This window comes from Saccharothrix luteola (assembly GCF_020859565.1).
Lineage (GTDB): Bacteria > Actinomycetota > Actinomycetes > Mycobacteriales > Pseudonocardiaceae > Actinosynnema > Actinosynnema luteola.
In genome coordinates this window covers 234,120-260,777 of the sequence record NZ_JAJHUO010000014.1, presented here as the reverse complement: position 1 = coordinate 260,777, position 26,658 = coordinate 234,120, and the positions used below count along the sequence as shown (strand labels likewise).

At 73.0% G+C, this 26,658-nt stretch carries 14 protein-coding genes; 11 read left to right on the top strand and 3 right to left on the bottom strand.

All coding sequences use genetic code 11. The features are described from left to right. Nucleotides 1-358 precede the first annotated feature (358 nt). The 7 genes from LNK82_RS21085 (at nt 359) to LNK82_RS21050 (ending at nt 7,401) form a co-directional block, all read left to right on the top strand. Complete coding sequence (locus LNK82_RS21085; protein WP_230568747.1) at nt 359-1,285, top strand: 3-oxoacyl-[acyl-carrier-protein] synthase III C-terminal domain-containing protein; 927 nt, start codon at nt 359-361, stop codon at nt 1,283-1,285. 19 nt (nt 1,286-1,304) lie between these two features. Next, the gene (locus LNK82_RS21080; RefSeq protein WP_230568746.1) at nt 1,305-2,663 is read left to right on the top strand and encodes a preATP grasp domain-containing protein; all 1,359 of its coding nucleotides are present in this window, start codon (nt 1,305-1,307) and stop codon (nt 2,661-2,663) included. Beyond that, nucleotides 2,660-3,961: a type III PLP-dependent enzyme gene (locus LNK82_RS21075; RefSeq protein ID WP_230568745.1), complete on the top strand. Its 1,302-nt coding sequence runs from the start codon at nt 2,660-2,662 to the stop codon at nt 3,959-3,961. The genes LNK82_RS21080 and LNK82_RS21075 overlap by 4 nt, the downstream gene beginning before the upstream one ends. Further along, entirely contained in the window at nt 3,958-4,230 is a 273-nt protein-coding gene (locus LNK82_RS21070) for an acyl carrier protein (RefSeq protein ID WP_230568744.1), read from the top strand. Before LNK82_RS21075 ends, LNK82_RS21070 begins: the two co-directional genes overlap by 4 nt. Nucleotides 4,231-4,232: 2 nt before the next feature. After that, entirely contained in the window at nt 4,233-5,060 is an 828-nt protein-coding gene (locus LNK82_RS21065) for a beta-ketoacyl-[acyl-carrier-protein] synthase family protein (protein ID WP_230568743.1), read from the top strand. 137 nt (nt 5,061-5,197) lie between these two features. After that, the gene (locus LNK82_RS21055) at nt 5,198-6,217 is read left to right on the top strand and encodes a hypothetical protein (RefSeq protein ID WP_230568742.1); all 1,020 of its coding nucleotides are present in this window, start codon (nt 5,198-5,200) and stop codon (nt 6,215-6,217) included. Then, complete coding sequence (locus LNK82_RS21050) at nt 6,214-7,401, top strand: acyl-CoA dehydrogenase family protein (protein WP_230568741.1); 1,188 nt, start codon at nt 6,214-6,216, stop codon at nt 7,399-7,401. The genes LNK82_RS21055 and LNK82_RS21050 overlap by 4 nt, the downstream gene beginning before the upstream one ends. Here the strand turns inward: LNK82_RS21050 and LNK82_RS21045 are convergent. From LNK82_RS21045 to LNK82_RS21035, 3 genes are all read right to left on the bottom strand, one after another. After that, nucleotides 7,343-7,915 carry a P-loop NTPase family protein gene (locus LNK82_RS21045; RefSeq protein ID WP_230568740.1) on the bottom strand — a complete coding sequence of 191 codons (573 nt, stop codon included), beginning with the start codon at nt 7,913-7,915 and terminating at the stop codon, nt 7,343-7,345. The genes LNK82_RS21050 and LNK82_RS21045 overlap by 59 nt on opposite strands. Nucleotides 7,916-7,952: 37 nt before the next feature. Beyond that, nucleotides 7,953-10,229, bottom strand: coding sequence for an RCC1 domain-containing protein (locus tag LNK82_RS47810; RefSeq protein ID WP_230568739.1), 2,277 nt, complete (start codon nt 10,227-10,229; stop codon nt 7,953-7,955). Nucleotides 10,230-10,412: 183 nt separating this feature from the next. Next, the gene (locus LNK82_RS21035; RefSeq protein ID WP_230568738.1) at nt 10,413-12,005 is read right to left on the bottom strand and encodes a tryptophan halogenase family protein; all 1,593 of its coding nucleotides are present in this window, start codon (nt 12,003-12,005) and stop codon (nt 10,413-10,415) included. Between the two features lie 260 nt (nt 12,006-12,265). On the opposite strand from LNK82_RS21035, the gene sbnB reads away from it, so the two are divergent. Genes sbnB through LNK82_RS21015 form a run of 4 tightly spaced genes read left to right on the top strand, consistent with a single transcriptional unit; the run spans nt 12,266 to nt 26,657 of the window. Continuing rightward, the gene (gene sbnB, locus LNK82_RS21030) at nt 12,266-13,288 is read left to right on the top strand and encodes a 2,3-diaminopropionate biosynthesis protein SbnB (RefSeq protein WP_230568737.1); all 1,023 of its coding nucleotides are present in this window, start codon (nt 12,266-12,268) and stop codon (nt 13,286-13,288) included. A gap of 36 nt (nt 13,289-13,324) precedes the next feature. After that, nucleotides 13,325-14,308 (top strand): 2,3-diaminopropionate biosynthesis protein SbnA, encoded by a 984-nt coding sequence (sbnA, locus tag LNK82_RS21025; protein WP_230568736.1) that lies wholly within the window; start codon nt 13,325-13,327, stop codon nt 14,306-14,308. After that, the gene (locus tag LNK82_RS21020; protein WP_230568735.1) at nt 14,305-25,845 is read left to right on the top strand and encodes a non-ribosomal peptide synthetase; all 11,541 of its coding nucleotides are present in this window, start codon (nt 14,305-14,307) and stop codon (nt 25,843-25,845) included. The genes sbnA and LNK82_RS21020 overlap by 4 nt, the downstream gene beginning before the upstream one ends. Beyond that, nucleotides 25,842-26,657, top strand: coding sequence for an ABC transporter permease (locus tag LNK82_RS21015; protein WP_230568734.1), 816 nt, complete (start codon nt 25,842-25,844; stop codon nt 26,655-26,657). The genes LNK82_RS21020 and LNK82_RS21015 overlap by 4 nt, the downstream gene beginning before the upstream one ends. Nucleotide 26,658 lies beyond the last annotated feature (1 nt).

Genomic DNA, 26,658 nt, shown 5'->3' with positions numbered 1-26,658 from the left:
GTAGACTGGTAACGCAACGGCTCCGCTCCTGGTCAGACGTCTTCTGTGAGAGGAAAACGATCTTAACCAGGCGGGGCCGTTGCGCTGTCACCAGCGATCAAGAGTTCTGAATAACGCTCCTACGTTCGCGACCCCCGAATTCAACGCTCAGCGCCCCGCGCCCGGACCTGAGCGTTGAATTCGGGGTACCTGAACGTAGGACTCACGCGACGCGAACGTAGGACTCTCGGGACCTGGAGGTTCGACACGCGGGGCCTGAGCGTTCGACACGCGGCGGTCAGTGGAGTGTCAGCACGGTGTCAGCGGGCCTTGCGAACCTTGATCCGGCAACGGGCCAGGGCGAGCGAGGAGGACGCACATGACGGCGTTGGTGGCGGTTTCGAGTCACCTGCCGGAAACGGTGGCCGTCGCGGACCTCAAGGAGCCGCTCGGCCTCGACGACCAGCAGGTGCGCCGGTTCACCCGGCTCTACGGCCTCGACCGGATCTGCAAGTCCGACCTGTCCGAGGCGCAGCTGCTGATCGCGGCGGCCGAGAAGCTGGACGGGCTGCGCGGCCAGGAGGACCGGGTCCGCTACCTCATCCGCGCCAAGGGCATGCGCACCACCGCGCCCTACCCGCTCAGCCCCGTGCACGAGGTCCGCGAGGCCTTGAACCTGCGGCACGCGAAGACCCTCTCGGTCGCCGACCACGGCTGCGCCACCGGCCTGCTCGCCATGGACGTGGCCGGCACGCTGCTTGCCGCCGACGGCGACCCCGACGCGCTGGCCCTGATCCTGGCCGGCGACAAGACGTTCACGCCGTTCACCCAGTGGGTCCGCGACACGTCGATCATGGGCGAGGGCATGGCGGCGATCCTGGTGGCCGCCGACGGCGACCGCGACCACGTGCGCGGCTACGCCAGCCGCATCCACGGCCGCGACGACGGCGTGATCGACCTGACCCCCGAGATCGCCAAGGACGCCCGCCGCATCTACCAGGACGCGCTGGCCGAGGTCGTCGGCGCGGCCACCGAGGAGGCGGGCATCGGCGTCGCCGACCTCGACCTCGTGCTGCCCCACAACGTCAACCGCGTGTCGTGGACGGTCGCGGCGAAGAACCTCGGCCTGCCCAACGACAGGTTCTTCCTGGACAACCTCGGCGCCACCGGCCACTGCTTCTGCGCCGACCCGTTCATCAACTACCAGACGGTGACGGAACTCGGCCTGCTCAAGCCCGGCGACAAGTACCTGATGACGGCCGCCGGCCTCGGTCAGACGTTCGCCGCGATGGTCCTGGAGCACTGAGATGTCCTGGAGCGCTGACATGGACGAACCCGACTTCACCCGCCGGCTCAAGTCGGCGCTGCTCGGCACGCCGGACGCCCCGCTCGCGTTCCTCGGCAACTTCGAGGTCGAACAGCGGTGGGCGCTCGGCGAGCACACCCTGCCCCGGCTGTCGGCCGAGGGCGGCGCGGCCGTGGTCAACCACATGGACGAGTTCGCGCTCCTGCTGGCCGGAGGCGACGACCACGTGGTGCTCAAGGCGGCCCCCGACCCCGTCTACCTGGCCTACCTCACCGAGCTGGGCATCGACCTGCCCACCATCCACGTCGTGGCGGACTCCGACCCCCGCCGCACGGTCACCGCCGACGCCCTCGCCGACCCCGCGACGCTGAAGGCGCTGGCCGGCCTCGCCAAACGGGGCGTGCGGCTGACCGCGCACGGCGTGTCCGACCTCGAAGTCGAGCTGGCCGAGCGCACCGGCATGGCGCTGGCCGCGCCGGACGCCGGCACGTGCAAAGCGGTCAACAGCAAGGTCTACAGCCGACGCGCGGCCGACGAGCTGGGTCTGCGCCAACCCGCCGGGTGGGCCTGCGAGACCGTGGACGAGCTGCGCGAGGCGTTCGAGCGGGCGCGCGAGCTGATCGCGGACGGCCGCAAGGTCGTGGTGAAGGAGGCGTTGGGCGTCTCCGGCAAGGGCATCGCGGTGCTGGAGAGCGAACGCCGGATGGACCGGCTGCTCGGCCTGGTCGCCAAGCAGGTGGAGAAGTCCGGCCGAGCGCGGGTGGGGTTCGTGGTCGAGGAGTGGGTCGCCAAGCGCGCCGACCTCAACTACCAGTTCACCGTGGCCCGCGGCGGCGACGTGCGGTTCGACTTCGTCAAGGAGCTGCACACCGAAGGCGGCGTCCACAAAGGACACCGGATGCCCGCGCGGCTGACCGCGGGCCAGGTCGCCGAGCTCACCGAGACCGCCCACCGGCTGGGCAAGAAGCTCGCCGCGGACGGCTACTTCGGCGTGGTCGGCGTGGACGCGATGGTCGACCCCGACGACGGCCTCTACCCCGTCGTCGAGATCAACGCCCGCCACAACATGTCCACCTACCAGGCACGCGTGCAGGAGCGGTTCGTCGGCGCCGGGCAGATCGCGCTGGCGCGGCACTACCCCGTGCGGTTGCGCCGCAGGCTGCCGTTCGCCGAGGTCCGCGAGCTGCTGCGCGGCCTGCTGCTCGACCGGGCCGGCGGCACCGGCCTGCTGGTCAACAACTTCGCCACGGTCAACGCGGGCCACCGCGCCGACTCGGCGTTCGACGGGCGGCTCTACGGCCTGCTCGTCGCGTCGTCGGACGAGGAGCTGCGCGGCGTGGACGACGACATCACCTCCCGATTGGAGGCGCGACCGTGAGCGCAGAGTTAGAGGTGCAGGGCATCGGGATCACCGAGATCGCCGAACGGCACGGCACACCCCTGTACCTGTACGACGGCGAGGAGCTGGAGTCCCGGGTCGACGGGCTCAAGGAGCTGCTGCACCCGCGGCTGGAGTTCTTCTTCTCCCTCAAGTCGAACCCCAACATCGGCGTGCTGTCCGTGCTGCACGCCCGGGGCGCGCGGGCCGAGGTGTCGTCGATGGCCGAGCTGGTCACCGCGCGACGCGCCGGCGTCGACCCGGCCGACATCATCTTCCTCGGACCGGGCAAGAGCGCCGACGAGCTGGCCGCCTGCCTCGACGAGGGCGTCTACGCGATCGTGTGCGAGTCGTTCGGCGAGCTGGCGCTGATCGAGGAGTTCGCCGCGCTGCGCGGGATGCGCGCGCCGGTCGCGCTGCGGGTCAACCCCAGCTTCGCGGTCAAGGGCTCCGGCCTGACCATGGGCGGCAAGCCTCGCCAGTTCGGCATCGACGAGTCGCAGCTGTTCGCGTCCGACGACCTCGTGGCACGGCACCCGAACGTCCGGTTCATGGGCGTGCAGGTCTACATGGGCACCCGCATCCTGTCCGAGGAGGCGGTCGCCGAGAACACCGAGCGGATCTTCGAGCTGGCCGACCGGCTGGCCGGGCACCTCGGCATCCCGCTGGAGCTGGTCGACATCGGCGGCGGCCTCGGCGTGGCCTACTTCGACGGCGAACGCGACCTCGACCTCGCCCTGCTCGCCGCCCGCGTCAACCCGATCATCGCCGCGTTCGCCGACCGGCACCCCGGCACGCGCCTGGTCATGGAACTCGGCCGCTACCTCACGGCCACGGCCGGCACGTACGTCGTGCGCGTCCGGTACGTGAAGGAGTCGATGGGGGAGAAGTTCGCGGTCGCCGACGGCGGCACGAACCACCACATGGCGGCGGTGGGCATCGGGTCGTTCGTCAAGCGGAACTTCCCCATGCGGGTGCTCAACCGGGTCGACGAGCCCGCCACCGAGAGCTGGCACGTCACCGGACCGCTGTGCACGCCCAACGACACCCTCGGCAAGAAGGTCGAGCTGCCGCCCGTGCGGCCCGGCGACCTCGTCGGTGTGCTGCGCTCCGGCGCGTACGGCCCGACCGCCTCGCCGGTGCTGTTCCTCAGCCACGGCTACCCGGCGGAAGTGCTCGTCCACGGCGGGCGCGCGCACCTGGTGCGCACCCGTGACGAGACCGAGGACCTGCTGCGCCACCAACACCTCCCCGACCTCGCCGCCGCCACGGCTCTCACCGAAGGAACCGCATCATGAGCGAAGCCACCACCGACGCCACGCACGAGCGGATCGTCGGCGCCATCACCGCCGTCCTGGCCCAGGTGCTGGACTACGAGCTGCCGGAGCTGACCGAGCAGTCCCGGCTGTTCGACGAGCTCGGCCTCGACTCGACCGGTGTCTTCGAGCTGCTGATGCAGCTGGAGGAGGCGCTGGAGGTCGAGTTCGACACCGACAACCTGGAGATGGCGCACTTCGAGACGGTCCGCTCGCTGGCCGACTTCGTCGCCGCGGAAATGGACCGCTAGCCGTGTACCGGACGTCCTCGGCGACGTTGTCCTCGTCGTCGCGCCCGGCGGGAGCGCTGGGGTTGGCGCGGGTCGTGCGGACCCGCGTCGCACCCGACCGCTCGCTGGACGACGAGTTCTCGTTGCGCCACTTCACCGATCTCACGTCTCTCTACGGGGTCGCCGTGCGGCCGGAGGTGCTCGCCTCGCCGGGCACGACGTTCACCGCGCTGACCCGGTCGCTGCACGCCGGGTTGGCGCCGTTGGGGCCGGTGGAGCTGGCGATCGTCGCCCACGCCACGCCGGACCTCGACTGCCGGCTGGCCGCGGCGACGTACCTGGCCGAGGCGGTGCCCGGCGCGCCGTTGTCGTTCTCGGTGTCCGACGTCGGCCGGTGCGCGCCGTTCGCGGCGTTGCGGATCGCGTCGGACTACGCGGCGCGGCACGGTTTCGCGCGGGCGCTGGTGGTGATCGCCGACCAGGCGACGTTGCCTTACGAGGTCGACGACCGGCCCGCCGGTGACGCCGGGGTGGCGTTGTTGCTGGAGCCCGGTGGTGCGCCGTTGTCGGTGGTGCACACGCCGGGGGTCGCGGTGGTCGACCTGCCGGACGCCCTCGCCGTTGCGCTGGCGTCGGTGGTGGGTCCGGACGAGCGGGTGGCCGTGGTCGCCGGCGCCGGGATCGACCCGGAGCTGGTGCGGCACGGTGGGACGGTGCGGTCCGCGGCGGCCGGGTACCCGTGCACGTCGCTGTGGGAGGGGTTGGCCGATTCGCTCGGACGGGTGGTTCTCGTCGAGCACGACCCGGTGACCGGCGACCTCGGGCTGGCCGTGGTGGGGGAGGCGCGGTGACGACGTCGGTGAGGTTGGGCGCTGCGGTGTTGTGGCGGGGGGGCGGGGGGCGCGGGGGGGGGGGGGGGGGGGCCGCGCGGTCGCGGCGGGGGTGGCTCGGGGGGCCCGGGGGGCGGCCCGCGGCGGGGACGCGGCGGGTGCGGTTGGGCGCTCCGGTGTTGCCGCGCTGCCCCGGGGCCGCGCGGGAGGAGGGGCTGGCGCCCGCGTTGACGCTGCTGGGTTCGCTCGTGGCGCCGGGTCTGCTGCCGTGCGGTCCGGGTGGGCACGCGGTCGTGCCGCAGGAGGTCGCGGCGTCGGCGGACCGGGTGTGGGCGGACGGTGTCGTGGTGGACCGGTCTGGACTGGACGAGTCCACTGTGGATACGATCGACCTGCCCGGCGGGGCGGTGGTGCTGTTGCGGGTCCTGGATACACGATCGGGTGAAGATGGCCCGAAAATGTACGGAAACAGTGTTCTCGTACCTCGGTTGAGAGCAGCGGACCCCGAGACCGACCCTGGCACGTCCGACCCCGGCGCGTTCGACCAGCGAGCCGCCTGGGCGTTGGGCTTGGTGTGGCTGAGGCTGGGGCTGTCGGAGGCGCTGCGCGAGACGTGCATGCGCTACCTGAACGGGAGGCGCACCGGCAACACCACCCTGCTCCAGCAGCAGATGGTGAAGTCGACCGTCGCCGACGGGCTGATCGAGCACCTGGAGGTGCGCGCGGTCCTGACGGGCGTGGACGCGGGCGAGCCGCCCGGGGTGATCCTGGCCCACCTGCACGCCAGGATCACGGCGGCGGACCGGTGGCTGGTGAACCTGCTCGGTGCGAGCGGGTACCTGGTCGGCGGCCCGGGACAGGTGGCACACCTGTCGGAGCTGCTGGCGGAGGCCTACGTGCCCACCCCGACCACCCACGCCGGTGTCGCGGCGGGTTCGGTTGGTGGCGGATCGGCGGATGTCGTGGGTGGCATGGCGGCCGGTTTGGCTGGTGGTGGGCCCGTGGATGTCGTGGGTGGCACGGCGGCGGGTCCGGTCGGTGCGGCCGATGCCGGTGCGGCCGGTGTCGCCGGTTCGGGTGCCGGCGGTTCGGGTGCCGGCGGTGCCCCTGGTGCGAATGCCGCCGGTGTGGGCGCGGTTGGAGCCGGTGGGGTGCGGTCCGTGGGCGTCGAGTCGTGAGCGCGTTGGACGCGCGGCTCGTCGCGTTGCGCGACCAGGTGCGCGAGTGGGGCGCGGACTTCCGTCGCCTCGGGCTCGCGCTGGACCGCGACCCGGAGCTCATCCGCGACCACTTCGACCTCCCGGCGGTCCGCTACCTGTCGACCATGGGCATCCCGCCGGAGTACGGGAACGTCCCCATCCCCATCGCGGGCAACCGGTTCTACGGCACGCTCGCCCTCGAACGGGCGATCATCATGGAGGAGTTGGCCTGCGCGGACGTCGGCATGCTGGTCGCGTCACCCGGCCCGCTGCTGGCCGGCGTGCTGGTCGACCTGCTCGCCGACGCCGAGCAGAAGGAGTGGTTCTACGGGCGGATGCTCGCCGAGCCGCTGTGGACGTTCTTCGCGCTCACCGAGCCGGACCGCGGGTCCGACGCGGGCGGCCTCACGTCGACGTTGACCCCGGTCGACGGCGGCGGCGTGCTCGCCGGCGAGAAGCGGTACGTCGGCAACGCCTGCCGGGCGCAGCTCGGGGTCGTGTTCGCACGCGTCGGGTCCGGCCCGCTCGGCATCAACGCGGTCCTGGTGGAGACGCCCACGCCCGGCTTCTCGGCGACTGCGCTGGAGACCATCGGCCTGCGCGGCGCCCGGATCAGCGCGATCACGCTGGACGACGTGCACGTGCCCGCCTCCCGCTTCGTCGGACGGCACCTCTCGCCGTCACGCCGCGGCATGTGGGCGTTCGTGCAGACGTTCAACCTGCTCCGGCCGGGTGTGGCGGCGATCGCGCTCGGCATCGCGCGGGCGGCGCACGAGTACGTCGCCGAGCACCGCACGACGTTGCGCCGCGACGAGCGCGACCGGCTCGACGAGCTGGGCCGCCGGATCACGGCGGCCCGCGCGCTCGTGCACCTGGCCGCCCGCGCGGTCGACGCCCGGACCTCCGACGGCTACCTGGCGTCGGCGGCCAAGGCCCGCGCGTCGCAGCTCGCGCTCGACGCGACCCGCGCGGCCTGCGAGTTCTTCGGCGTCGGCGCGCGCTTCGACCACCCGCAGCTGGACAAGCTGGTCCGCGACGCGCGCGGCCTGGAGTTCATCGAGGGCACGTCGAACATGCAGAAGCTGAACCTGTTCCAGGGCCTGTTCACCGGGAAGCTGGACCGGGACGACCCGTTCCGGGTGGGCGTCGGCTCACCGCGCTGAACCCCGCGAGCCACCGCGCCACCGCGGCGGTGGACCGCAGCCGCACCCACGGCACCCCGGCCCGCGCCAACCGGTCGGGGTACTCGGCGAGGTGCCGCCGGCGGGCCCGCACCGCCCAGGCCACCACCGAGTTCCGGCCGACCAGGAAGCCCGGCCGCTCCCGGTTGCCGTTCCACAGCACGGTCCGGCGCACGATCCGGACCGTGCTGCGGCGCAGCAACCGCGGCACGGCGACCCACAGCGGCAGGTCCAGCCACACGATCAGGTCGGCCCGGTGCCACAGCACGTCGGCGGTCAGGGCGGCGAGGTTGCCGTCGACCACCCAGGCGGGCCCCGCGGTGGCCGCAGCCAGCCGCTCCCGGAACTCGTCGTCCGGCGGCGTCGTCCAGTCCGGGCCGTGCTGGATCGCGTCCAGCTCTACGTGCGGGGCGTCGACCACGCGGGCCACCTCGCGAGCCAACGTCGACTTGCCCGCCCCGCTCACGCCGAGCACCACGATCCGTCGCACGGTCATGCCCCCCAGCCTCCCAGGAAACGGCCGGCGACGGTGCTCAGCCCGTCGGCACCAGGGCGAGCGCGCCGTACGCGTAGCCGGCGATCCGGGTGACCCCGATCCCGCTCACGCCCGCGACCCGCAACGGCACGTTCGACGAGGCCGGCGTGGGGGTGCCCAACTGGTGGTTCCAGTTGTAGCCCCACGCCCACACCGTGCCGTCCGAGGTGAGCGCGTAGCCGTTGTGCGCCTCGCCCGACGCGATGTCGACCACGCCGGTCAGCCCGGACACGGGGGTGGGCGTGCGGACGTGCGCGGTGCTCGTCGAACCGTTGCCGATCTGCCCGTTCGCGTTGCTGCCCCACGCGACGACGGTCCCGTCGGCCTTGCGGGCGTAGCGGTTGGCGTTGCTGCCGTCGATCTCGACGACGTCGGTCAGTCCCGGCACCTGGATGGCGACCAGGCTCTCCTCCAGGTTGTCCGTCGAGCCGGTGCCCAGCAGGCCGTACGCGTTGGAGCCCCACACCCACGCCGTGCCGTCGGACTTGAGCGCGAAGCCCTCGGCGCTCACCGCGACCGCGTCCGTCATGCCGACGACCTGCACGGGCACGTTGGACGAGCAGGTTCCCGGCACGTCCTGATCGCACGCCACGCCGTTGCCGAGCCTGGAGAGGAAGTTGTAGCCCCAAGACCACACGGTGCCGTCGGACTTCACGGCGTAGCTGTTGTGCTGGCCCACCGCGATGTCGACGACACCGGTCAGACCCGCGACCCGCACGGGGGTGGTCTGGTGGTCCGACTCGTAGTCGACCCCGTCGCCGATCTGGCCCATGCCGGTGCTCCCCCAGGACCACACCGTGCCGTCGGACCCGAGCGCCAGGCCGTTGCTCGCACCGGCCGCGACGGCGGTGATCCCGGACAGCCCCGGCACCCGCGCGGGTCGCTCCGACCGGTGGCCCGGCACTGCCGAGCTGTAGCCCCACGCCCACACCGTGCCGTCGGCGCGCAGCGCCAGGTTCTCCGCGGAACCGGCCGCGATGGCGACGACGTCGCCGAAACCGGGGATCGCACCCGGATCGGCGCGGTAGCCGCTCGACCCGTCGCCGAGTTGGCCGTTCTGACCCTGGCCCCACGCGAACACGCACCCGGTGTCGCCCGCGCACGTGCCGACGAAGTACCCGGTGACGTCGCCGAGCAGGTGCGCGGCGCCGGACGTGCCGAGGTTCTTCAGCCTGACCTGCCGGTCGAAGAGGGGTGCGAACACCTGGGTCGTCGCCGTCCGCGCGGCCTCGACGAAGAGGGTGCGCGCCGGGTAGTCGCCGGACCAGTCCTGGGCCATGCCGAACCGCGCCGTCCCGGTGCCCTGGGCGCCGGTCAGGTTGGCCACCACGCCGGTGATCGGCAGGGACGGCGCGCCGACCGTCGCGTCGAACGCCAGGTAGCCGCCGGCGGCGACCGGCCCGGAGGGGACGCCCAGGCCGGTGGTGGTGTCGAGCACTCGGCGCGGCGGGACCGGGACGAAGGCGCCGGTGGCGTCGGCGCCGTAGTAGCCGGCGAGCTGGCCGATCACGCGGACCGTGCCGGCCTCGTTGAACAGGTCGACCTTGCGGTCCGCGCCCAGCGCGACCACGGCGAGGTTCGAGGCCGTGCGCCGGGCCGCCGTGGTCAGCACCGACGTGCCCGGCCGCGCGGTGCCCGTCCGCCACGCCGTGACCGAGGTCGGCGCGGTCGTCTGCCCGCCGGTGAGGGTGATGGCCACGGCGGTCGCGCCCGCGGGCACGCGGGCAGAGAGGTCGACGGTCCTGGTGGCCGCCGCGCCGATCGCGAGGTCGAACAGCTCCGCGGACGGGGTGGGCCGGTACTTGGCGCCGCTGCCGGTGGCGTAGTACCCGCTCAGGTCGGCGACCAGGTCCAGCGAGCCCGTGGCGTGGGTGAGGTCGACCTTGCGGTCCGGTCCGACCTGGACGGTGACCGAGCCCGAACGGCTCTCGCCGGTGTGCAGGCTCACGGCGGCGGTGTCCGGCCGCGCCGTGCCGGCCCGGTACGCGGTCACGGTGGTCGCCGCCGACGCGGCGAGCCCCGTCACGGTCAGCGCGACCGCCGTCGCCGTCGCCGGCAGCCGGTCCGACAGGTCCACGGTCACGGTCGCGCCCGCGGCGACCTTGCCGACCCCCGTGCGGGTGTCGAGCACCCGTACGGGCGTGACGGCCGTGTACCCGGACAACGCGGGCGCGGACGCCGCGACCGGCTCGGCCGCCGCGCCGGTGGGCAGCGCGACCACGTGCGCGACCGACGCCACCAGGGCGGCGAGCAGCGCGAGACCCGGTCTGATCACGAGATTCCCCCCAAGAAGACCAAGACGGTCGGCGAAGAGTAGGAACCCGAGCCGATCTCGCACAAGTCCGATGACCGATGGTGAGGAGGACCGGACGCTGAGTCCAGCCCGGACACCGCACGGCGACGAGCCCACCGGGTCGGGGGACCGGTGGGCTCGTCTTTTCCCGGGGGGTGGGAAGACCTACTTGCCGTGCAGCTGCTTGAGGTACTCGTACGTGGTGGGCAGCGTGCTCATCAGTTCCTTCTGCGTCTGCTTGATCTGCGCGAACACCGCCTCGGCCGAGTCGAGCACGTCGGGCCGCGCGGCCAGCGCGGGCAGCGTGTGGTCGGGCAGGTACTCGAGCCCGGCGAAGATGCAGTAGTAGTTGGAGTTGTTCCAGAAGTTGCGGAACTCCGCCTCGAAGTTCGCGTAGTACGTCGACTCGTCGGTGATCGGCATGTTGACCGCGAGACCGGCCTTGTACATGCGGACCTTCTCCTTGAAGTCGTCCGCCAGCTCCAGGTCCTTGCACGCCTGCCAGAACGGCGTGTCGTTGCGGGGCGCGAAGCTGAAGTGGCCCTGCACGAAGTCCCGCGAGTCGTCGAACATCGTCTCGATCTCCGCGTTGAAGCGGTCCTGCAGGATCGAGTCGAAGTCCTTGTCCGGGAAGTGCTTCGCCAGCTGGAACAGCGCCGCGTAGATGAAGTAGATGCCGGTCGACTCCAGCGGTTCCAGGAAGCACGACGCCAGGCCGATCGAGACCACGTTCTTGACCCACGCCCGGCGGTTGCGGCCGACGCGGAACTTCACCTGGTTCAGCGGGGTGTTCTCCGGGTCCAGGCCCCACATGTCGCAGAACTCCAGCGTCGCGTCGTCGCGCGACTGGAACCGGCTGGAGAACACGTAACCGCTGCCGAAGCGGCCCAGCATCGGGATCTTCCACGTCCAACCGGACGACATCGCGATGGCGCCGGTGTACGGCTCGACGCCGTCGACCGCGTCGTCGTGCGGGATCTGGGCGGCGACCGCGCTGTCGTTGAGCAGGTGGTCGCTCATGTCCAGGAACGGCTCCTTCATCGCCTGGTTGATGAGCAGGCCGCGGAAGCCGGAGCAGTCGATGAACAGGTCGCCCTCGAGGGTGCGCCCGCTCTCGGTCTTCAGCGCCGAGACGTGGCCGCGCTGGTCGATGACCGCCTCGACCATCTTGTCCTCGACGTGGATCGCGCCCTGCTTGGTGGTGGCGAAGCGGCGCAGGAAGTCGGCGACCAGGTTCGCGTCGAAGTGCCACGCGTAGTTGGTCCACTTGGTGCCGTCCAGGAACCTCGGCGAGAGGTTCTGGTCCATGATCGGCGGCTCGCGGTAGCAGGCGTAGTCGAACGGCTCGTCGGTCTGGCCGGTGAGCTTCTTGTGCGCCCAGTAGTGCGACAGCGGCTGGTTCTCGTGGTTCGGCAGCAGTCCGAACAGGTGGTAGTAGTGGTCGCTCGTGCCCTGGTACGGGCGACCGCTCGCCTCACCGACACCCGGCGTGCGCCAGTTGGTGAACTTGATGCCCATCTTGAAGCTGGCGTTGCACTCGCGCATCCAGTCCTCCTCGGCGATGCCGAGGAAGTCGAAGAACGTCTTGTGCAGGTTCGGCACGGTGGCCTCGCCGACACCGATCTTCGGGATCGCGGGCGCTTCGAGCACGGTGATGGTCACGGCCGGCCCGAGGGCCTTGCCGAGGTACGACGCGGCCATCCAGCCCGCGGTGCCGCCACCGAGCACCACGACCTTCTTGATCCTACGATCTGTCATCGAGGTTTGTCCTCCCGTCATGATCACGACAAAGGTCGCGGAACCGACGTTCGCCGCGGTGCTGCCGGTGTTCGAAGGGCGAGTGCCCGGAATACGCGTGTCGGGACAACCTGAACCCAAATCGCTATGGATTTTCTATACCCGACGCCGTCAGTGACGTGTCAGCGGGTTGTCAGCCGTGTTCGCGAGTATGTGGTCGTGGCCGCTGCCCGGCCGGGTCGGCGCAGCTCATCAGGCCTGCACGAGAAAGGGACGGTAACGTGGCACCTGCCTTCGCGGTGATTTCCGGCGCTCAGGTGGACGAGGTATTGCGAGGGCGCGAGAAGCACGTTGTCGAACTCATCGAAGCCGCCTACCGGTGGCACGGTGAAGGCGACACGGTCAATCCGCCGTCCTATTTCCTGCGGTTCCCCGAAGACCCCTCGTCGCGGATCATCGCGCTGCCCGCGTCCATCGGCGGCGACGTCGGCGTGCACGGCGTGAAGTGGATCTCCAGCTTCCCCGCGAACGTCGCCGCGGGCCTGCCGCGCGCGTCCGCGGTGCTGATCCTCAACGACCGCGAGACCGGCTACCCGATCGCCTGCCTGGAGAGCTCCATCGTCAGCGCGGTGCGCACCGCCGCGTCCGCCGCGCTGGCCGCGGACTGGCTCAGCCGGAACCGGAACCGGCCGACGCGGGTCGGGTTCGTCGGCACCGGCCTGATCGCCCGCTACATCCACACCTACCTGACCGCCACCGGGTGGAGCTTCGACGAGGTCGGCGTGCACGACCTGAGCCCCGACTCCGCGAACGGCTTCCGCGAGTACGCCCAAGGCGCGGGCGACGGCGCGGTGGTGATCCACGACAGCGCGGAGAGCCTGATCCGGTCCAGCGACCTGGTCGTGTTCGCCACCGTCGCGGGCACGCCGCACGTCACCGACCCGACGTGGTTCGACCACAACCCGCTGGTGCTGCACGTGTCGCTGCGCGACCTGTCGCCGGAGGTGATCCTCGCGTCCACCAACGTGGTGGACGACGTGGAGCACTGCCTGAAGGCGAACACCTCGCCGCACCTGGCCGAGCAGCTCACCGGCGACCGCGACTTCCTGTCCGGCACGTTGCACGACGTCATGACCGGCGCGGTGACGCCACCGGCGGACCGGCCGCTGGTGTTCTCCCCGTTCGGGCTGGGCGTGCTGGACCTGGCGGTCGGCAAGCACGTCTACGACGAGGTGTCGCGGGCGGGCGGGCTGGCCGTGGTCCCGGACTTCTTCTTCGACCTCGACCGCTACGGCAAGCGCTGAGCCGCCTGACCGTGCACTTCGCCTAGGAGTCGGCGCATGCCAGTGATATCGACGCCCCAGGAGTTCAACGTGGACGACCTCTACGTGGACCTCCGGCGGCTCTCGGGCCACCCGCTGTACCTCAAGTGCGAGGGGTTCAACTTCGCCGGGTCCATCAAGCTCAAGGCCGCCAACGAGATGGTGTCCGCCGCCGTGCGCGCGGGGACCCTGCGCGAGGGCGTCACGCTGGTGGAGAGTTCGTCGGGCAACCTCGGGGTGGCGCTGGCGCTGGTGGCGGCGAGCCGCGGCTACCGCTTCCTGTGCGTCACCGACGCGCGCTGCAACCTCGCCACCAGGCAGCTGATGGAGGCGTTGGGCGCGCGGGTGCACGTCATCACCGAGCCCGACCCGCAGGACGGCTACCTCGGCGCCCGCATCCGCTACGTCAAGCAGGTGTGCGAGGACGAGGGGCACGTGTGGCTCAACCAGTACGCCAACCCGGCGAACTGGATGGCGCACTACCAGAGCACCGGCCCGGAGATCCTGAAGAGCTTCCCCGAGGTCGACGTGGTGTTCATCGGCGCGGGCAGCACCGGCACGCTCATGGGCTGCGCGCGCTACTTCAAGGAGACCAAGCCGTCGGTGCGGGTCGTCGCGGTCGACTCGGTCGGCTCGGTCACCTTCGGCACGCCCGCGCAGCCGCGGGTGCTGCCGGGCCTGGGCACCAGCGTCCGCCCGCCGCTGCTGGACGAGTCCTTCGTGGACGAGGTGCTGCACGTGGCGGAACGGGACACCGTGCGCGCCTGCCGGACGTTGCTGCGGCACGGCTTCCTGTTCGGCGGCTCGACCGGCACGGTGCTGTCCGGCGCCGCCGACTGGCTCACGCGCAACCGGCCCGACGGCGACGTGACCGCGGTGGCGATCGCGCCGGACCTCGGCGACCGCTACCTGGACACCGTCTACCGGGACCAGTGGATCAGCGACATCTACGGCGCGGACCTGCTCGCCGAGGACGCGATGCTTGCGAGGAGACTGCCATGACCCCACGGCTGCCCCTGTCCGCCGGTCAGCTCGACATCTGGTTCGACGAGAAGCTCTCCGGCGGCACGTCGGCGTACAACACCGCGGGCTACCTGGACATCCGCGGACCGCTGGACGTCGACGTGTTCCGCGCGGCCGTGGCGCGGCTGGTGGTCGAGTCGGAGTGCATGCGGGCGCGGTTCACCGAGATCGACGGCGAGCCCGGCCAGGTGGTCGAGCCCCTGCCGGACCCCGGTCTGCGGGTGCTGGACCTGCGCGGCGAGGCCGACCCGGAACGGGCCGCCCGCGACTGGGTGCGGGCGGACCTGGACGTGCCGTTCGCCCTCGGCGACTTCCCGCTGTTCCGCCTGGCGCTGCTGCGCGTCGGTGACGAGCGGGCGTTCTTCTCCCTGTGCATCCACCACTTCCTGTGCGACGGCTACTCGCAGGTGGTGTTCTGGCGCAGGCTCGGCGAGCTGTACGAGGCCCTGCTGGCGGGCGCGTCGGTCGACGACGGCCGGTTGCCGCCGTTGGCCGAGCTGATCGCCGCCGAGGCGGCCTACGGCGGGTCGGGGCAGGCCGAGCGGGACCGCGGGTTCTGGGACCGCCGGTTCACCGACGCGCCCGAGCTGGTGAGCCTGTCGCACCGGGACGGCCCGCGGACGCAGGGTTTCGTGCGCCGCACCGCCGTGGTGCCCGAGTCGACCGCGCGCCTGCTCCGCGAGATCGCCGCCGAGGCCAAGGTGACGTGGCCGACCGTGGTGACCGCCGCGATGGCGGCCTACACCCGGCGGATGACCGGCGTCCGCGACGTGCTGCTGACGTTGCCGGTGACCGCCAGGGTGGGCGCCCGGATGCGCGCCATCCCCGGCATGGTGGCCAACACCGTGCCGCTGCGGCTCGCCGTCGACCCGGCGACGTCGCGCGCCGGGCTGCTGGCCGACACCTCGCGCGAGGTCACCAGGGTGCTGCGCCACCAGCGGCACCGGGTCAGCCGCATCCGCGGCGCGATGGGCCTGCGCAGCGACGACCGCAGGCCGTTCGGCCCGCTGGTCAACATCCTGCCGCAGGAGACCGAGCTGAAGCTCGGACCGTGCGTGATGACGGTCAACAACCTGTCAACCGGCCTGGTGGACGACTTCGAGGCCACGGTCGTGGAGGCGCCGGGCGGCGGCCTCGAACTGCACATGAGCGGCAACGCGGGCCTGTACGAGGACGACGAGGTGGCCGGCCACGTCACCCGCTTCGCCGTGTACCTGGAGGAGTTCGTGCGGGTCGCGCCGGACGCCGCGCTGAGCCGGGTCGACTTCGCCGGGACCGACGCCGTCCTCGGCCCGGTGCGCGAGGACGATCACACCGGTGTCGTGGAACGCGTGCGTGCCGTCGCCGCGGCCACCCCCGCCGCGGTCGCCGTGGTCGACGGGTCCGGACCGGTGACCTACGGCGAGCTCGTCGCGCGCGCCAACGCCCTGTCGCACGAGCTGACCGCCGGGCTGACCGCCGTGCTCGCCGAGCCCGGCGCCGGGTTCGTCACCGCGGTGCTGGCCGCCCTCGGCGCGGGCGGCGCCTACGTGCCGCTGGACGTGCGCGCGCCGGTCGCCCGGATCGCCGGCCTGCTGGCCGACAGCCGCGCCACGCACCTCGTCGTGGACCCGGCGCACCGCGCGCTCGCGGCCGAACTCGCCGGCAGCGCGCGCGTGGTCGTGCTGGACGACGCCGAGGACCACGAGCTGTCACCGGTGTCCGACTCGGCGGACGACCTGGCGTACGTGATCTTCACCTCGGGGTCGACCGGCCGGCCGAAGGGCGCCATGGTGCACCGGGGCGGCCTCGTCAACCACCTGCTCGCCAAGGTCGAGGACCTCGGGCTCACCGCGGCCGACACCGTCGTGCAGAACGCGCCGGTGACCTTCGACGTGTCCGTCTGGCAGATGCTCGCGCCGCTGGTCGTGGGCGGACGGGTGCGCGTCGTGGGCGCGGCGGAGGCCGCCGACCCCGACACCCTGTTCGGCCTCGCCGCGACCGAGGGCGTGACCGTGCTGGAAGTCGTGCCGTCGCTGCTGCGCGCCGCGCTCGACGCCTGGGACGCCGCCGGCGGCGCCGTGCCGCTGCCCGGGCTGCGGCACCTGGTCGTCACGGGCGAGGTGCTGCCCGCCGACCTGTGCGCGCGCTGGTTCGACCGCTACCCGGGGCTGCCGCTGGTCAACGCCTACGGGCCGACCGAGTGCTCGGACGACGTCACGCACGCGCTGATCACCGGACCGGTCGCCGGCACCCGCGCGCCGATCGGCCGCGCCGTGCGCAACACCAGGCTGTACGTGCTGGGCGACGACCTGCGACCGATGCCGCAGGGCGTGCCCGGCGAGCTGTACGTGGCCGGCGCGGGCGTCGGCCACGGCTACCTCGGCGATCCCGAGCGCACCGCGACGACGTTCCTGCCCGACCCCTTCGGCGGGCCGGGCGACCGCATGTACCGCACGGGCGACCGCGTGGTGCGCCACGCCGACGGGCAGCTGGAGTTCCTGGAGCGCCGCGACTCCCAGGTCAAGATCCGCGGCCACCGCATCGAACTCGGCGAGGTCGAGGCCGCGGTCCGCGCGGTGCCGGGTGTCGGTGACGCGGCGGTCGCCGTCGTCACCGACCCGGCCGGGCACAAGCGGCTCGTCGGCTACGTCGTGGGCGAGGCGGCCGGGGTCCGCGATCAGGTGGCGGAACTGCTGCCCGAGTACATGGTGCCGTCGACGTTCGTCGTGCTGGACGCGCTGCCCTTGACCCCGCACGGCAAGGTGGACCGCAAGGCGCTGCCGGCGGTGGACTTCGGCACGCCCGTGGCCACGCGCGGGGCCCGCACCCGCGAGGAGGAGATCCTCTGCGGTGTGCTCGCCGAGGTCCTCGGCGTGGCCTCGGTCGGCGTGGACGACAGCTTCTTCGCCCTCGGCGGCGACAGCATCAGCTCCATCCAGGTCGTCAGCCGCGCCCGCGCGGCGGGGCTGGTCGTCACCTCGGCGGACGTGTTCCGACTGCGGACACCGGCCGCCCTCGCGGCGGTCGCCAAGCCCGTCTCCGCCGTCACGGTGGTCGCGGACGACGGTGTCGGCGAGGTCGAACTGCCCCCGATCGCCCACCAGTTGCGCGAGACGCCCACCGGGCTGACCCGTGACTACAGCCAGCACGTCGCGGTGTCCGTGCCGGCGGGCCTGGACCTCGACCGGCTCACCGCGGCCGTGCAGGTTGTGCTGGACCACCACGACGCGCTGCGGCTGCGGCTCGCCGAGCCGGTCGAAGGGCTGTGGGCGCTGGAGGTCCAGCCCCGCGGCGCGGTCCGCGCGGCCGACGTGGTCCGCGCCGGCGGCACGCTCGACGCGGCACGCGAGCGCTTGGCGCCCAAGGACGGCGTGGTCGTCCAGTTCGCGCTGAACGACGGCGAGCTGCTGGTCGTGGCCCACCACCTGGCCGTGGACGGCGTGTCGTGGCGGATCCTGCTGCCCGACCTCCGCGCGGCCGTCGAGGGACGGCCCCTGCCGCCGGTCGGCACCTCGTACCGCCGCTGGACCCGGCTGCTGTCGGAGCAGGCGCGCACCGCCGCCCGCACCGCCGAGCTGCCGCTGTGGACCGGCCTGCTGCGCGGCGGCGACCCGCTGCCGGTCGCACGCCCGCTGGACCCCGCCGTGGACGTCGAGCGCACCGCGGGCCACCACCGGTTCGAGGTGGCCGACGCGGCGGCGTTGACGACCACCGTGCCCGCCGCGTTCCACGCCGAGACCAACGAGGTGCTGCTGGCCGCGCTCGCGGTCGCGGTGGCACGGCGGCGCGGCGCGGGGTCGGTGCTGGTCGAGCTGGAGGGCCACGGGCGCGAGCAGGCCGAGGACGTGGACCTGGCGCGCACCGTCGGCTGGTTCTCCAGCGTGTTCCCCGTGCGCCTCGACGTCGGCGACACCTCGGACGTGCCGGGGGTGGTGAAGCGGGTCAAGGAGGCGTTGCGCGCCCTGCCCGACCACGGCCTCGGCTTCGGGCTGCTGCGCCACCTCAACCCCCAGACGCAGGGCGTGCTGGCCCGGTTCGCCCCGCCGCGGATCGGCTTCAACTACCTCGGGCGCTTCGGCGTGGACCGGGGGGAGTGGTCGTTGCGCGGCGACGTCGGCCTGCACGCGCACCCGGACGTGCCGCTGCGGTACGCGCTGGAGGTCGCCGCGGTCACCGAGGACCGGCCGGACGGCCCGGTGCTCGTGTCCGACTGGCAGTACGCGGGCGCGCTGCTGTCCGAAGAGGACGTCCGGGGCATCGCCGAGACGTTCACCGCGGTCCTCGGCTCGCTCGTGGAGCACGCGGGCCGGGCCGGTGGCCGCACGCCGTCGGACTTCCCGCTGGTGTCGCTGACCCAGCGCGAGATCGAGGACGTCGAGCAGGCGGTCGGCCCGCTGGACGACGTGCTGCCGCTGTCGCCGTCGCAGAAGGGCCTGCTGTTCCAGGCCGACTACGACCGCGACGGCGTGGACGCCTACACGTTGCAGGTGACCGTGGACGTGTCCGGTCCGCTCGACCCGGCCCGCCTGCGCGCCGCCGCACGGGCGCTCGTGGCGCGGCACCCCCTGCTGCGCGCCGCCTTCCGGCACCGCGAGTCCGGTGACGCCGTCCTGGTCGTGCCCTCGGCGGTCGAGCCGCCGTGGGACGAGGTCGACCTGACCGGGATGGACCCCGCGGACCGGGACCGGGAACTCGCCCGGCTCACCGACGCCGACTGGCTGCGCCGCTTCGACCTGACCGCGCCGCCGCTGGTGCGGTTCACCGTGGTGCGGCTGACCGGCGAGGCGTCCCGCGTCATCTGGACCGTGCACCACTCCCTGGTCGACGGCTGGTCCAACCCGATCTTCGCCCGCGAGCTGTTCACCCTGTACGCCAACGGGGTCGACACGGCGGCGCTGCCCCCGGTGCCACCGCACGCCGACTACCTGCGGTGGCTCGCCGACCGGGACGTCGAGGCGGCGCGTGGCGCGTGGCGGGCGGCGTTGGCCGGGCTGACCGAGGCGACCCGCCTCGCGCCGGTCGACCCGGACCGAACGCCCGCGGTGCCCGACGAGCTGCTGGTCGACCTGCCCGAGTCGCTGACGGCCCGGTTGACCGACTGGGCGCGAGCCAACGACCTCACGCTCAGCACGGTCGTGCAGGGCTGCTGGGCGGTGCTGCTCGGCGCCCTGACCGGGAGCCGGGACGTCGTGTTCGGCGCGGTGCGGTCCGGCCGGCCCGCCGAGCTGCCGGGCGTCGAGGCGATGATCGGCCCGTTCCTCGGCACGCTGCCGGTGCGGGTGGCGCTCGACCCGGCGCAGACGCTCGTGCGGCTGCTCGCGGACCTCGGCGCAGGCCAGGTCGACCTGGAGCCGCACCAGCACCTCGGGCTGGCCGAGGTGCAGCAGCAGGCCGGGATCGGCGAGCTGTTCGACACCGTGGTCAGCTACCACAACTACCCGATGGCCGACGCCCGCGAGCTGGGCGGCCTCGTGCCGGACCTGGACGTGCTCGGCGGCGAGGCCCGCGTGGTGGCCGAGTACCCGTTCGCGCTGGGCGTGTACCCCGGCGAGCGGATGCGGCTGCACGCCCAGTACCGGGGCCGGCTGTTCACCCGCGACGACGTGCGGGTGCTGGTCGACCGGTTCGTGCGGCTGCTCCGGACCGTCGTCGACGCGCCCGACACCGCCGTGGGCCGGGTCGACGTGCTGGCGCCGGGGGAGCGGGAGCTGCTGCTCGGCGAGTGGAGCGGGCGGATCGAGCCGGTCCCGGACGTGACCGCGCCGCGGCTGTTCGCCGACCGGGTCGCGCAGGCGCCGGACGCGCTCGCCGCGGTGTTCCGCGACGAGGAGCTCACCTACGCCGAGCTGGACGCCCGCGCGAACCGGCTGGCCCGGCTGCTGGCCGCCCGGGGCGCGGGCCCCGAGAGCGTGGTCGCGTTCGCCCTGCCGCGGTCGCTGGAGGCCGCGGTGGTGGTGCTCGCCGTGCTCAAGTCCGGCGCGGCGTTCCTGCCGATCGACGCCAAGCTGCCGCTGGACCGGATCGGGTACATGGTGGACGACGCCCGGCCGATCGCGCTCGTGTCCACTGTGGACGCCAGTGCGCGGATGGCCGGGCTCGACGTGCCGCTGGTGCTCCTGGACGACCCCGCGGTGCTCGCCGAGCTGGATGGCCTGCCCGCCACCGCGCCGGAACCGGCGCTGCGCCGAGGACACCCGGCCTACGTGATCTACACCTCCGGGTCCACCGGACGGCCCAAGGGCGTCGTGGTCGACCACACCGGGCTCGTCGCCATGGTCCGGAGCCTGATCGCGAAGTTCGACGTCACGCCCGACACGCGGGTGCTCCAGTTCGCCTCCTACAGCTTCGACGCCACCGTGTGGGAGTGGGGCCTGGCCCTGCTCGGCGGCGGCACGCTGGTGGTCGCCGACGACGACGCCCGCGCGCCGGGCCAACCGCTGCTCGACCTGATCAGGACCCGTCGGGTCAACCTCGCCGCGCTGCCGCCGGTGGTCGCGGGCGGGCTGCCCGAGGGCGCCCGGCTGCCCGACGACCTGGTGATGGTCGTCGCGGGCGAGGCGTGCCCGCCCGAGGTGGTGGCGCGCTGGGCGCCCAGGCACCGGATGTTCAACGGGTACGGGCCGACCGAGGCGGTGCTCGCCTCCACCGTCGGCGGTCCGCTGACCGGCGGGGGCAGGCCGCCCATCGGCCGGCCGACCGCGGCGCACCGGGTGTACGTGCTCGACCCGCTCCTGCGGCCGGTGCCCGTCGGCGTGACCGGCGAGCTGTACGTCGGCGGCGGGCTCGCCCGCGGGTACCTCGACCGGCCCGGCCTGACCGCCGAGCGGTTCGTCGCCGACCCGTTCGACGTGCCGGGCGGGTTCATGTACCGCACCGGCGACCTCGTCCGGTGGCACGCCGACGGCCAGCTCGACTACGTCGGCCGCGCGGACGACCAGGTGCAGCTGCGGGGCTTCCGCATCGAGCTGGGCGAGATCGAGTCGGCGCTGGTGTCGCACCCCGGGGTCGCCCAGGCCGTGGTCGTGGTCCGTGAGGACGACGGCGACCGCAAGTTGGTCGGCTACCTGGTGCCGGACGTGCCCGCACCCGAACGACCTGGCGCGGTGCCCGAGGGCGTGCGGGAGCTGCTGGCCGAGTCGCTGCCGGAGTACATGGTCCCCGCGGCGCTGGTCGCGCTGGACGAGCTGCCCCTGACCGCGCAGGGCAAGCTGGACCGCAAGGCGCTGCCCGCGCCCGAGGCCGGTGCGCCCGCCGGCCGCGGCCGGGGACCGCGCACACCGGTCGAGGACATCCTGAGCGGGCTGTTCGCCGACGTGCTCGGCCTGCCGCAGGTGGGGATCGACGAGGACTTCTTCGAGCTGGGCGGGCACTCCCTGCTGGCCACGCGGGTCATCAGCCGTGCCCGGTCCGCGCTGGGCGTCGAGCTGCCCATCCGGGCGTTGTTCGAGGCGCGCACCGTGGCGGCGTTGGCCGAGCAGGTGCGCGGCGCGCAGGGCGCCCGACCGGCCCTGGCGCCGATGCCGCGTGGCCCACGGGCGCCCCTGTCGTTCGCCCAGCGGCGGCTGTGGTTCCTCAACCGCCTGGAGGAGAGCGCCACCGGCACCTACAACGTGCCGCTGGCGATGCGCCTGACCGGCGAGCTGCGGGCCGACGCGCTGCGCGCCGCCCTGCGCGACGTCGTGGCCAGGCACGAGGTGCTGCGCTCGGTGTTCCCGGACGTGGACGGCAAGCCGCACCAGCGGGTGGCCGACCTGCCACCGGACTACCCGGCGCTGGACGTGGCCGAGGTCTCCGAGGCCGAGCTGGGACGCGTGCTGACCGCCGAGACCGACCGCGGGTTCGACCTGGCGGCGGAGCCCGCGTTGCGCGCCAAGCTGTTCCGGCTGGGCCCGGACGAGCACGTGCTGCTGATCGTCTTCCACCACATCGCGTTCGACGGCTGGTCGATCGCGCCGTTCGCCCGCGACCTGACCGACGCCTACCGGGCCCGCTGCGCCGGCGTGGCCCCGGACCGGCCGCCGCTGCCGGTGCAGTACGCGGACTACGCGCTGTGGCAGCGGGAGCTGCTCGGCTCCGAGGACGACCCGGAGAGCCTGCTCGGCGCTCAGCTCGCGTACTGGACCCGGGCGCTCGCCGACCTGCCCGAGGAACTGGACCTGCCCACCGACTTCCCGCGCCCGGCGGTGAGCACGCACGACGGCGGCGAGGTCGAGTTCCTCGTCGACGGCCCGCTGTACGCGGGGCTGGTGGCGCTGGCACGGGAGTCCGGCGCGAGCGTGTTCATGGTGTTCCAGGCGGCGGTGTCGGCCCTGCTGACCAAGCTCGGCGCGGGCACGGACATCCCGCTCGGCACGCCGGTGGCCGGCCGGGCCGACGAGGCGCTCGACGAGCTGGTCGGGTTCTTCGTCAACACCGTGGTGCTGCGCACCGACACCGGCGGCGACCCGACGTTCCGGGAGCTGGTGCACCGCGTGCGGGAGGCGAACCTCGGCGCGTACGCGCACCAGGACCTGCCGTTCGAGTACCTGGTGGAGAAGCTGAACCCGGTGCGGTCGCCGGCCCGCCAGCCGCTGTTCCAGGTCATGCTGGTGATGCAGAACGACGGTGACGGACCCGCCGTCCTGCCCGGCCTGAACGCCCGCGTGCAGCCGGTGGCCGCGCCGCGCGCGAAGTTCGACCTCACCTTCCAGCTCGACGAACTCGTCGCCGACGGCGTGCCCTCGGGCATCCGGGGCGCGCTGGAGTACACGACCGACCTGTTCACCCGGTCCACGGTCGAGCGGATCGCGGACCGGCTGACGCGGTTGCTGCGTGCCGCGGTGGCCGAGCCGGGCGCGCGGCTGAGCCGGATCGACGTGCTGGAGCCTGAGGAGCGCGACCGGGTGCTGGGCGCGGGCGTCGGTCCGCGCCGCCCGGACGCGTACCGGGGCGTGGTGGAGCGGGTGCGCGAGTTCGCGGCCCGCAACCCCGACGCGGTGGCGGTCGTGGACGACGACGGCGAGGTCACCTACTCGACGCTGGTCCGCCGTGCCGCCGCCGTGTCCCGTGAGCTGGACGGCGGTCTGGCCGCAGTGCTGGCCGCACCGGGCGCGCGTTACCTCTCGGCCGTGCTCGGCGCGCTCGGCGCGGGTGGCGCCTACCTGCCGTTGGACGTGCAGGCCCCGGTGTCGCGCACGGCCGCGCTGCTGGCCGACAGCGGCGCGCGCGTGCTGCTGACCGACGTCGCGCACCGCCGCCTGGCCGAGCAGGTGGCCGGTGCCGCCCGGGTGGTGGTGCTGGATGACACCCTGCCGGCCGACACCGAGCTGCCGCCGTTGTCGGGCGCGGCGGACGACCTCGCGTACGTGATCTTCACGTCCGGGTCGACGGGCAAGCCGAAGGGTGCGATGGTGCACCGGGCGGGCATGGTCAACCACCTGCTCGCCAAGGTGGACGACCTGCGCCTGACCGAACAGGACACGGTGGTGCACAACGCGCCGGTGACGTTCGACATCTCGGTGTGGCAGATGCTGGCGCCGCTGGTGGTCGGCGGCCGGGTGCGGGTCGTCGGCCGTGAGGTCGCCGCGGACCCGGAGGCGTTGTTCGGCATCACGGCGGGTGAGCGCGTCTCGGTGCTGGAGGTCGTCCCGTCGCTGCTGCGCGCCGCGCTGGACGTGTGGGACACCACGGGCTCGGCGCCGGAGCTGCCGTCGTTGCGCCGGCTGGTCGTCACCGGCGAGGCGTTGCCCGCCGACCTGTGCGAGCGGTGGTTCGCCCGGTTCCCCGCCATCCCGCTGGTCAACGCCTACGGGCCGACGGAATGCTCGGACGACGTGACTCACGCGGTGATCACCGAACCGGTGCGCGGCACCCGCGTGCCGATCGGCAAACCGGTGCGCAACACCGCGCTGTACGTGCTGGGCGACGACCTGCGGCCACTGCCCGTCGGCGTGCCGGGCGAGCTCTACGTCGGCGGTCTCGGCGTCGGGCGCGGCTACCTCGGCGACCCCGCGCGGACGTCGGTGACGTTCCTGCCCGACCCGTTCGCGGCGGAGTCCGGTCTCGGCGCGGGCGCGCGGATGTACCGCACGGGCGACCGGGTGGTGCTGCGGGCGGACGGCGACCTGGAGTTCCTGGAGCGGCGCGACCACCAGGTCAAGATCCGCGGCCACCGCATCGAACTGGGCGAGGTCGAGGCCGCCGCACGAGCGTTGTCCGCCGTGCGCGACGCGGTGGTGGTCGCCAACGCCGACGCCAAGGGCCACAAGCGGCTCGTCGGCTACGTCGTGCTGGACGACGATGCAGACGGTGACATCGCGCTGCTGCGCAAGGAGCTCGGCGAGTCGCTGCCCGACTACATGGTGCCCGCCGCGCTGGTGACCCTCGACGCCCTGCCCCTGACGCCCAACGGCAAGGTGGACCGCAAGGCCCTGCCCGCCGCGGACTTCGCGCACCTGCCCACCGGACGCGCGCCGCGCACCCCGGGCGAGGAGCTGCTGGCCGGGATCGTCGCCGACGTGCTCGGCGTGCCGTCGGTCGGCGTGGACGACAACTTCTTCGCGGTCGGCGGCGACAGCATCAGCTCGATCCAGGTCGTCACCCGTGCCCGCAAGGCGGGGTTGCCGATCGCCATCGCGGACGTGTTCGTGCACCAGACCGTCGCCGACCTGGCGGCCGCGGCGGACGAGCGCGCGCCCTCGCGTGCCGCGGCGATCTCCAGCGTGTTCGAGGAGTTCGACGCCCTGGCGGAGACCACCCCGTTCGACACGGTGCTGCGGATGAAGCCGGGCGGCGGGCCGGCGCTGTTCTGCCTGCACAGCGGCGTTGGCTTCGCCCTGCCCTACATCGGGCTGGCGCCGCACCTCGGCCCGGACACGCCGCTGGTCGGCATCCAGTCGCCGTCCATCACCGAGCTGGCCGCGCTGCCGATGTCGTTGGGGCAGTTGGCCTCGGACTACCTCGACCTGATCAAGTCGATCCAGCCGGAGGGCCCGTACCACCTGCTCGGCTGGTCGTTCGGCGGCATCCTCGCCCACGAGGTGGCGGCGCGGCTGGAAGCCGACGGCGAGCGGGTCGGCGTGCTGGCCAACCTCGACGCCTACCCGCCGAGCAGGCACGACCCCCACGGCGACGAGCAGGCGATGCTCGGCTGGGTGGTCGAGCTGGTCGGGCACGACCGGTCGGAGTTCTCGGGCCGCGAACTCACCGCCCAGGACGTGGTCGAGGCGCTGCGCCGCGACGGCAGCCCGCTGGCCGGGCTCGGCGACGAGCGGGTGCTGGCGATGATCGAGGTGATGAAGGTCCACTCGCGGTTCTCCGAGCGGTACCGGCCGTCCCGCTACGACGGCGAGGTGCTGCTGTTCGCGGCCTCCGGCGACCTGCCCGAGGACGAGCTGGCCGAGCGGGTCGACCTGTGGACGCCGCACGTCGGCGGCCTCCGAGTGCACCACCTGCCCGGTGGGCACGACCACATGATGAACCCGGGCCACCTGGCCCGGATCGGCGCGGCGGTGGCGGCCGGGATGGCCCGCCCGCACGGGAATGGGGAATCGTGAACGCACTGGTCGACGTCAAACCCGGGCTCGGGGCGACCCTGGTCGAAGTCCTGGCCGTGACCGGCCGGCGGCTGCGGCACCTGCGCCGGGCGCCCGGCCGGTTCATCGGGGTCACGCTCAACCCGCTGGTGTCCATGCTGGTGCTCGGCTACCTGTTCCAGCAGTCGATCTCCATCCCCGGCGGCGGCAGCTACCAGGAGTACCTGTTCGCGGGAGCGGCGCTGCAGGTCGGCCTCGCGGGCGTCGGTCCGACCGCCATCGCGGTCGCGACGGACCTGAAGGGCGGCCTGATCGACCGGTTCCGGTCGCTGCCGATCTCGCGGTCGTCCGTCCTCATCGGACACACGATCGCCGACCTCGTCGTCGCGGTGATGGGCCTGGTCGTCGTCGTGGGCGTCGGCCTGCTGCTGGGCTGGCGCTCCCACACCGGGCTGCTGCCCACGCTCGCCGCGTTCGGCGTGCTGATCGTGTTCTGCTACGTGGTGACGTGGGTCGGCGTGCTGCTGGGCATGTCGTCCAAGAGCCTGGAGACCATCGACTCGATCGCGCCGCTGGTCGTGGTCGTGTTCCCGTTCCTGTCGAACGCGTTCCTCTCCGAGCAGAACCTGCCCGCGTGGCTGGCGCCGATCGCCGCCTGGAACCCGATCAGCGCGGTGGCCACGGCCTGCCGGCAGCTGTGGGGCAACCCGGTCACCACCGGCGGCGGCTTCCCGACCGACCACCCGGAGGTGGTCGTCGTGGTGACCCTCGGCCTGCTGTTCCTGCTGACCTCGTTCGTCAGCCTGCGCCGGTACGCGAGCACCGCCAACTGAG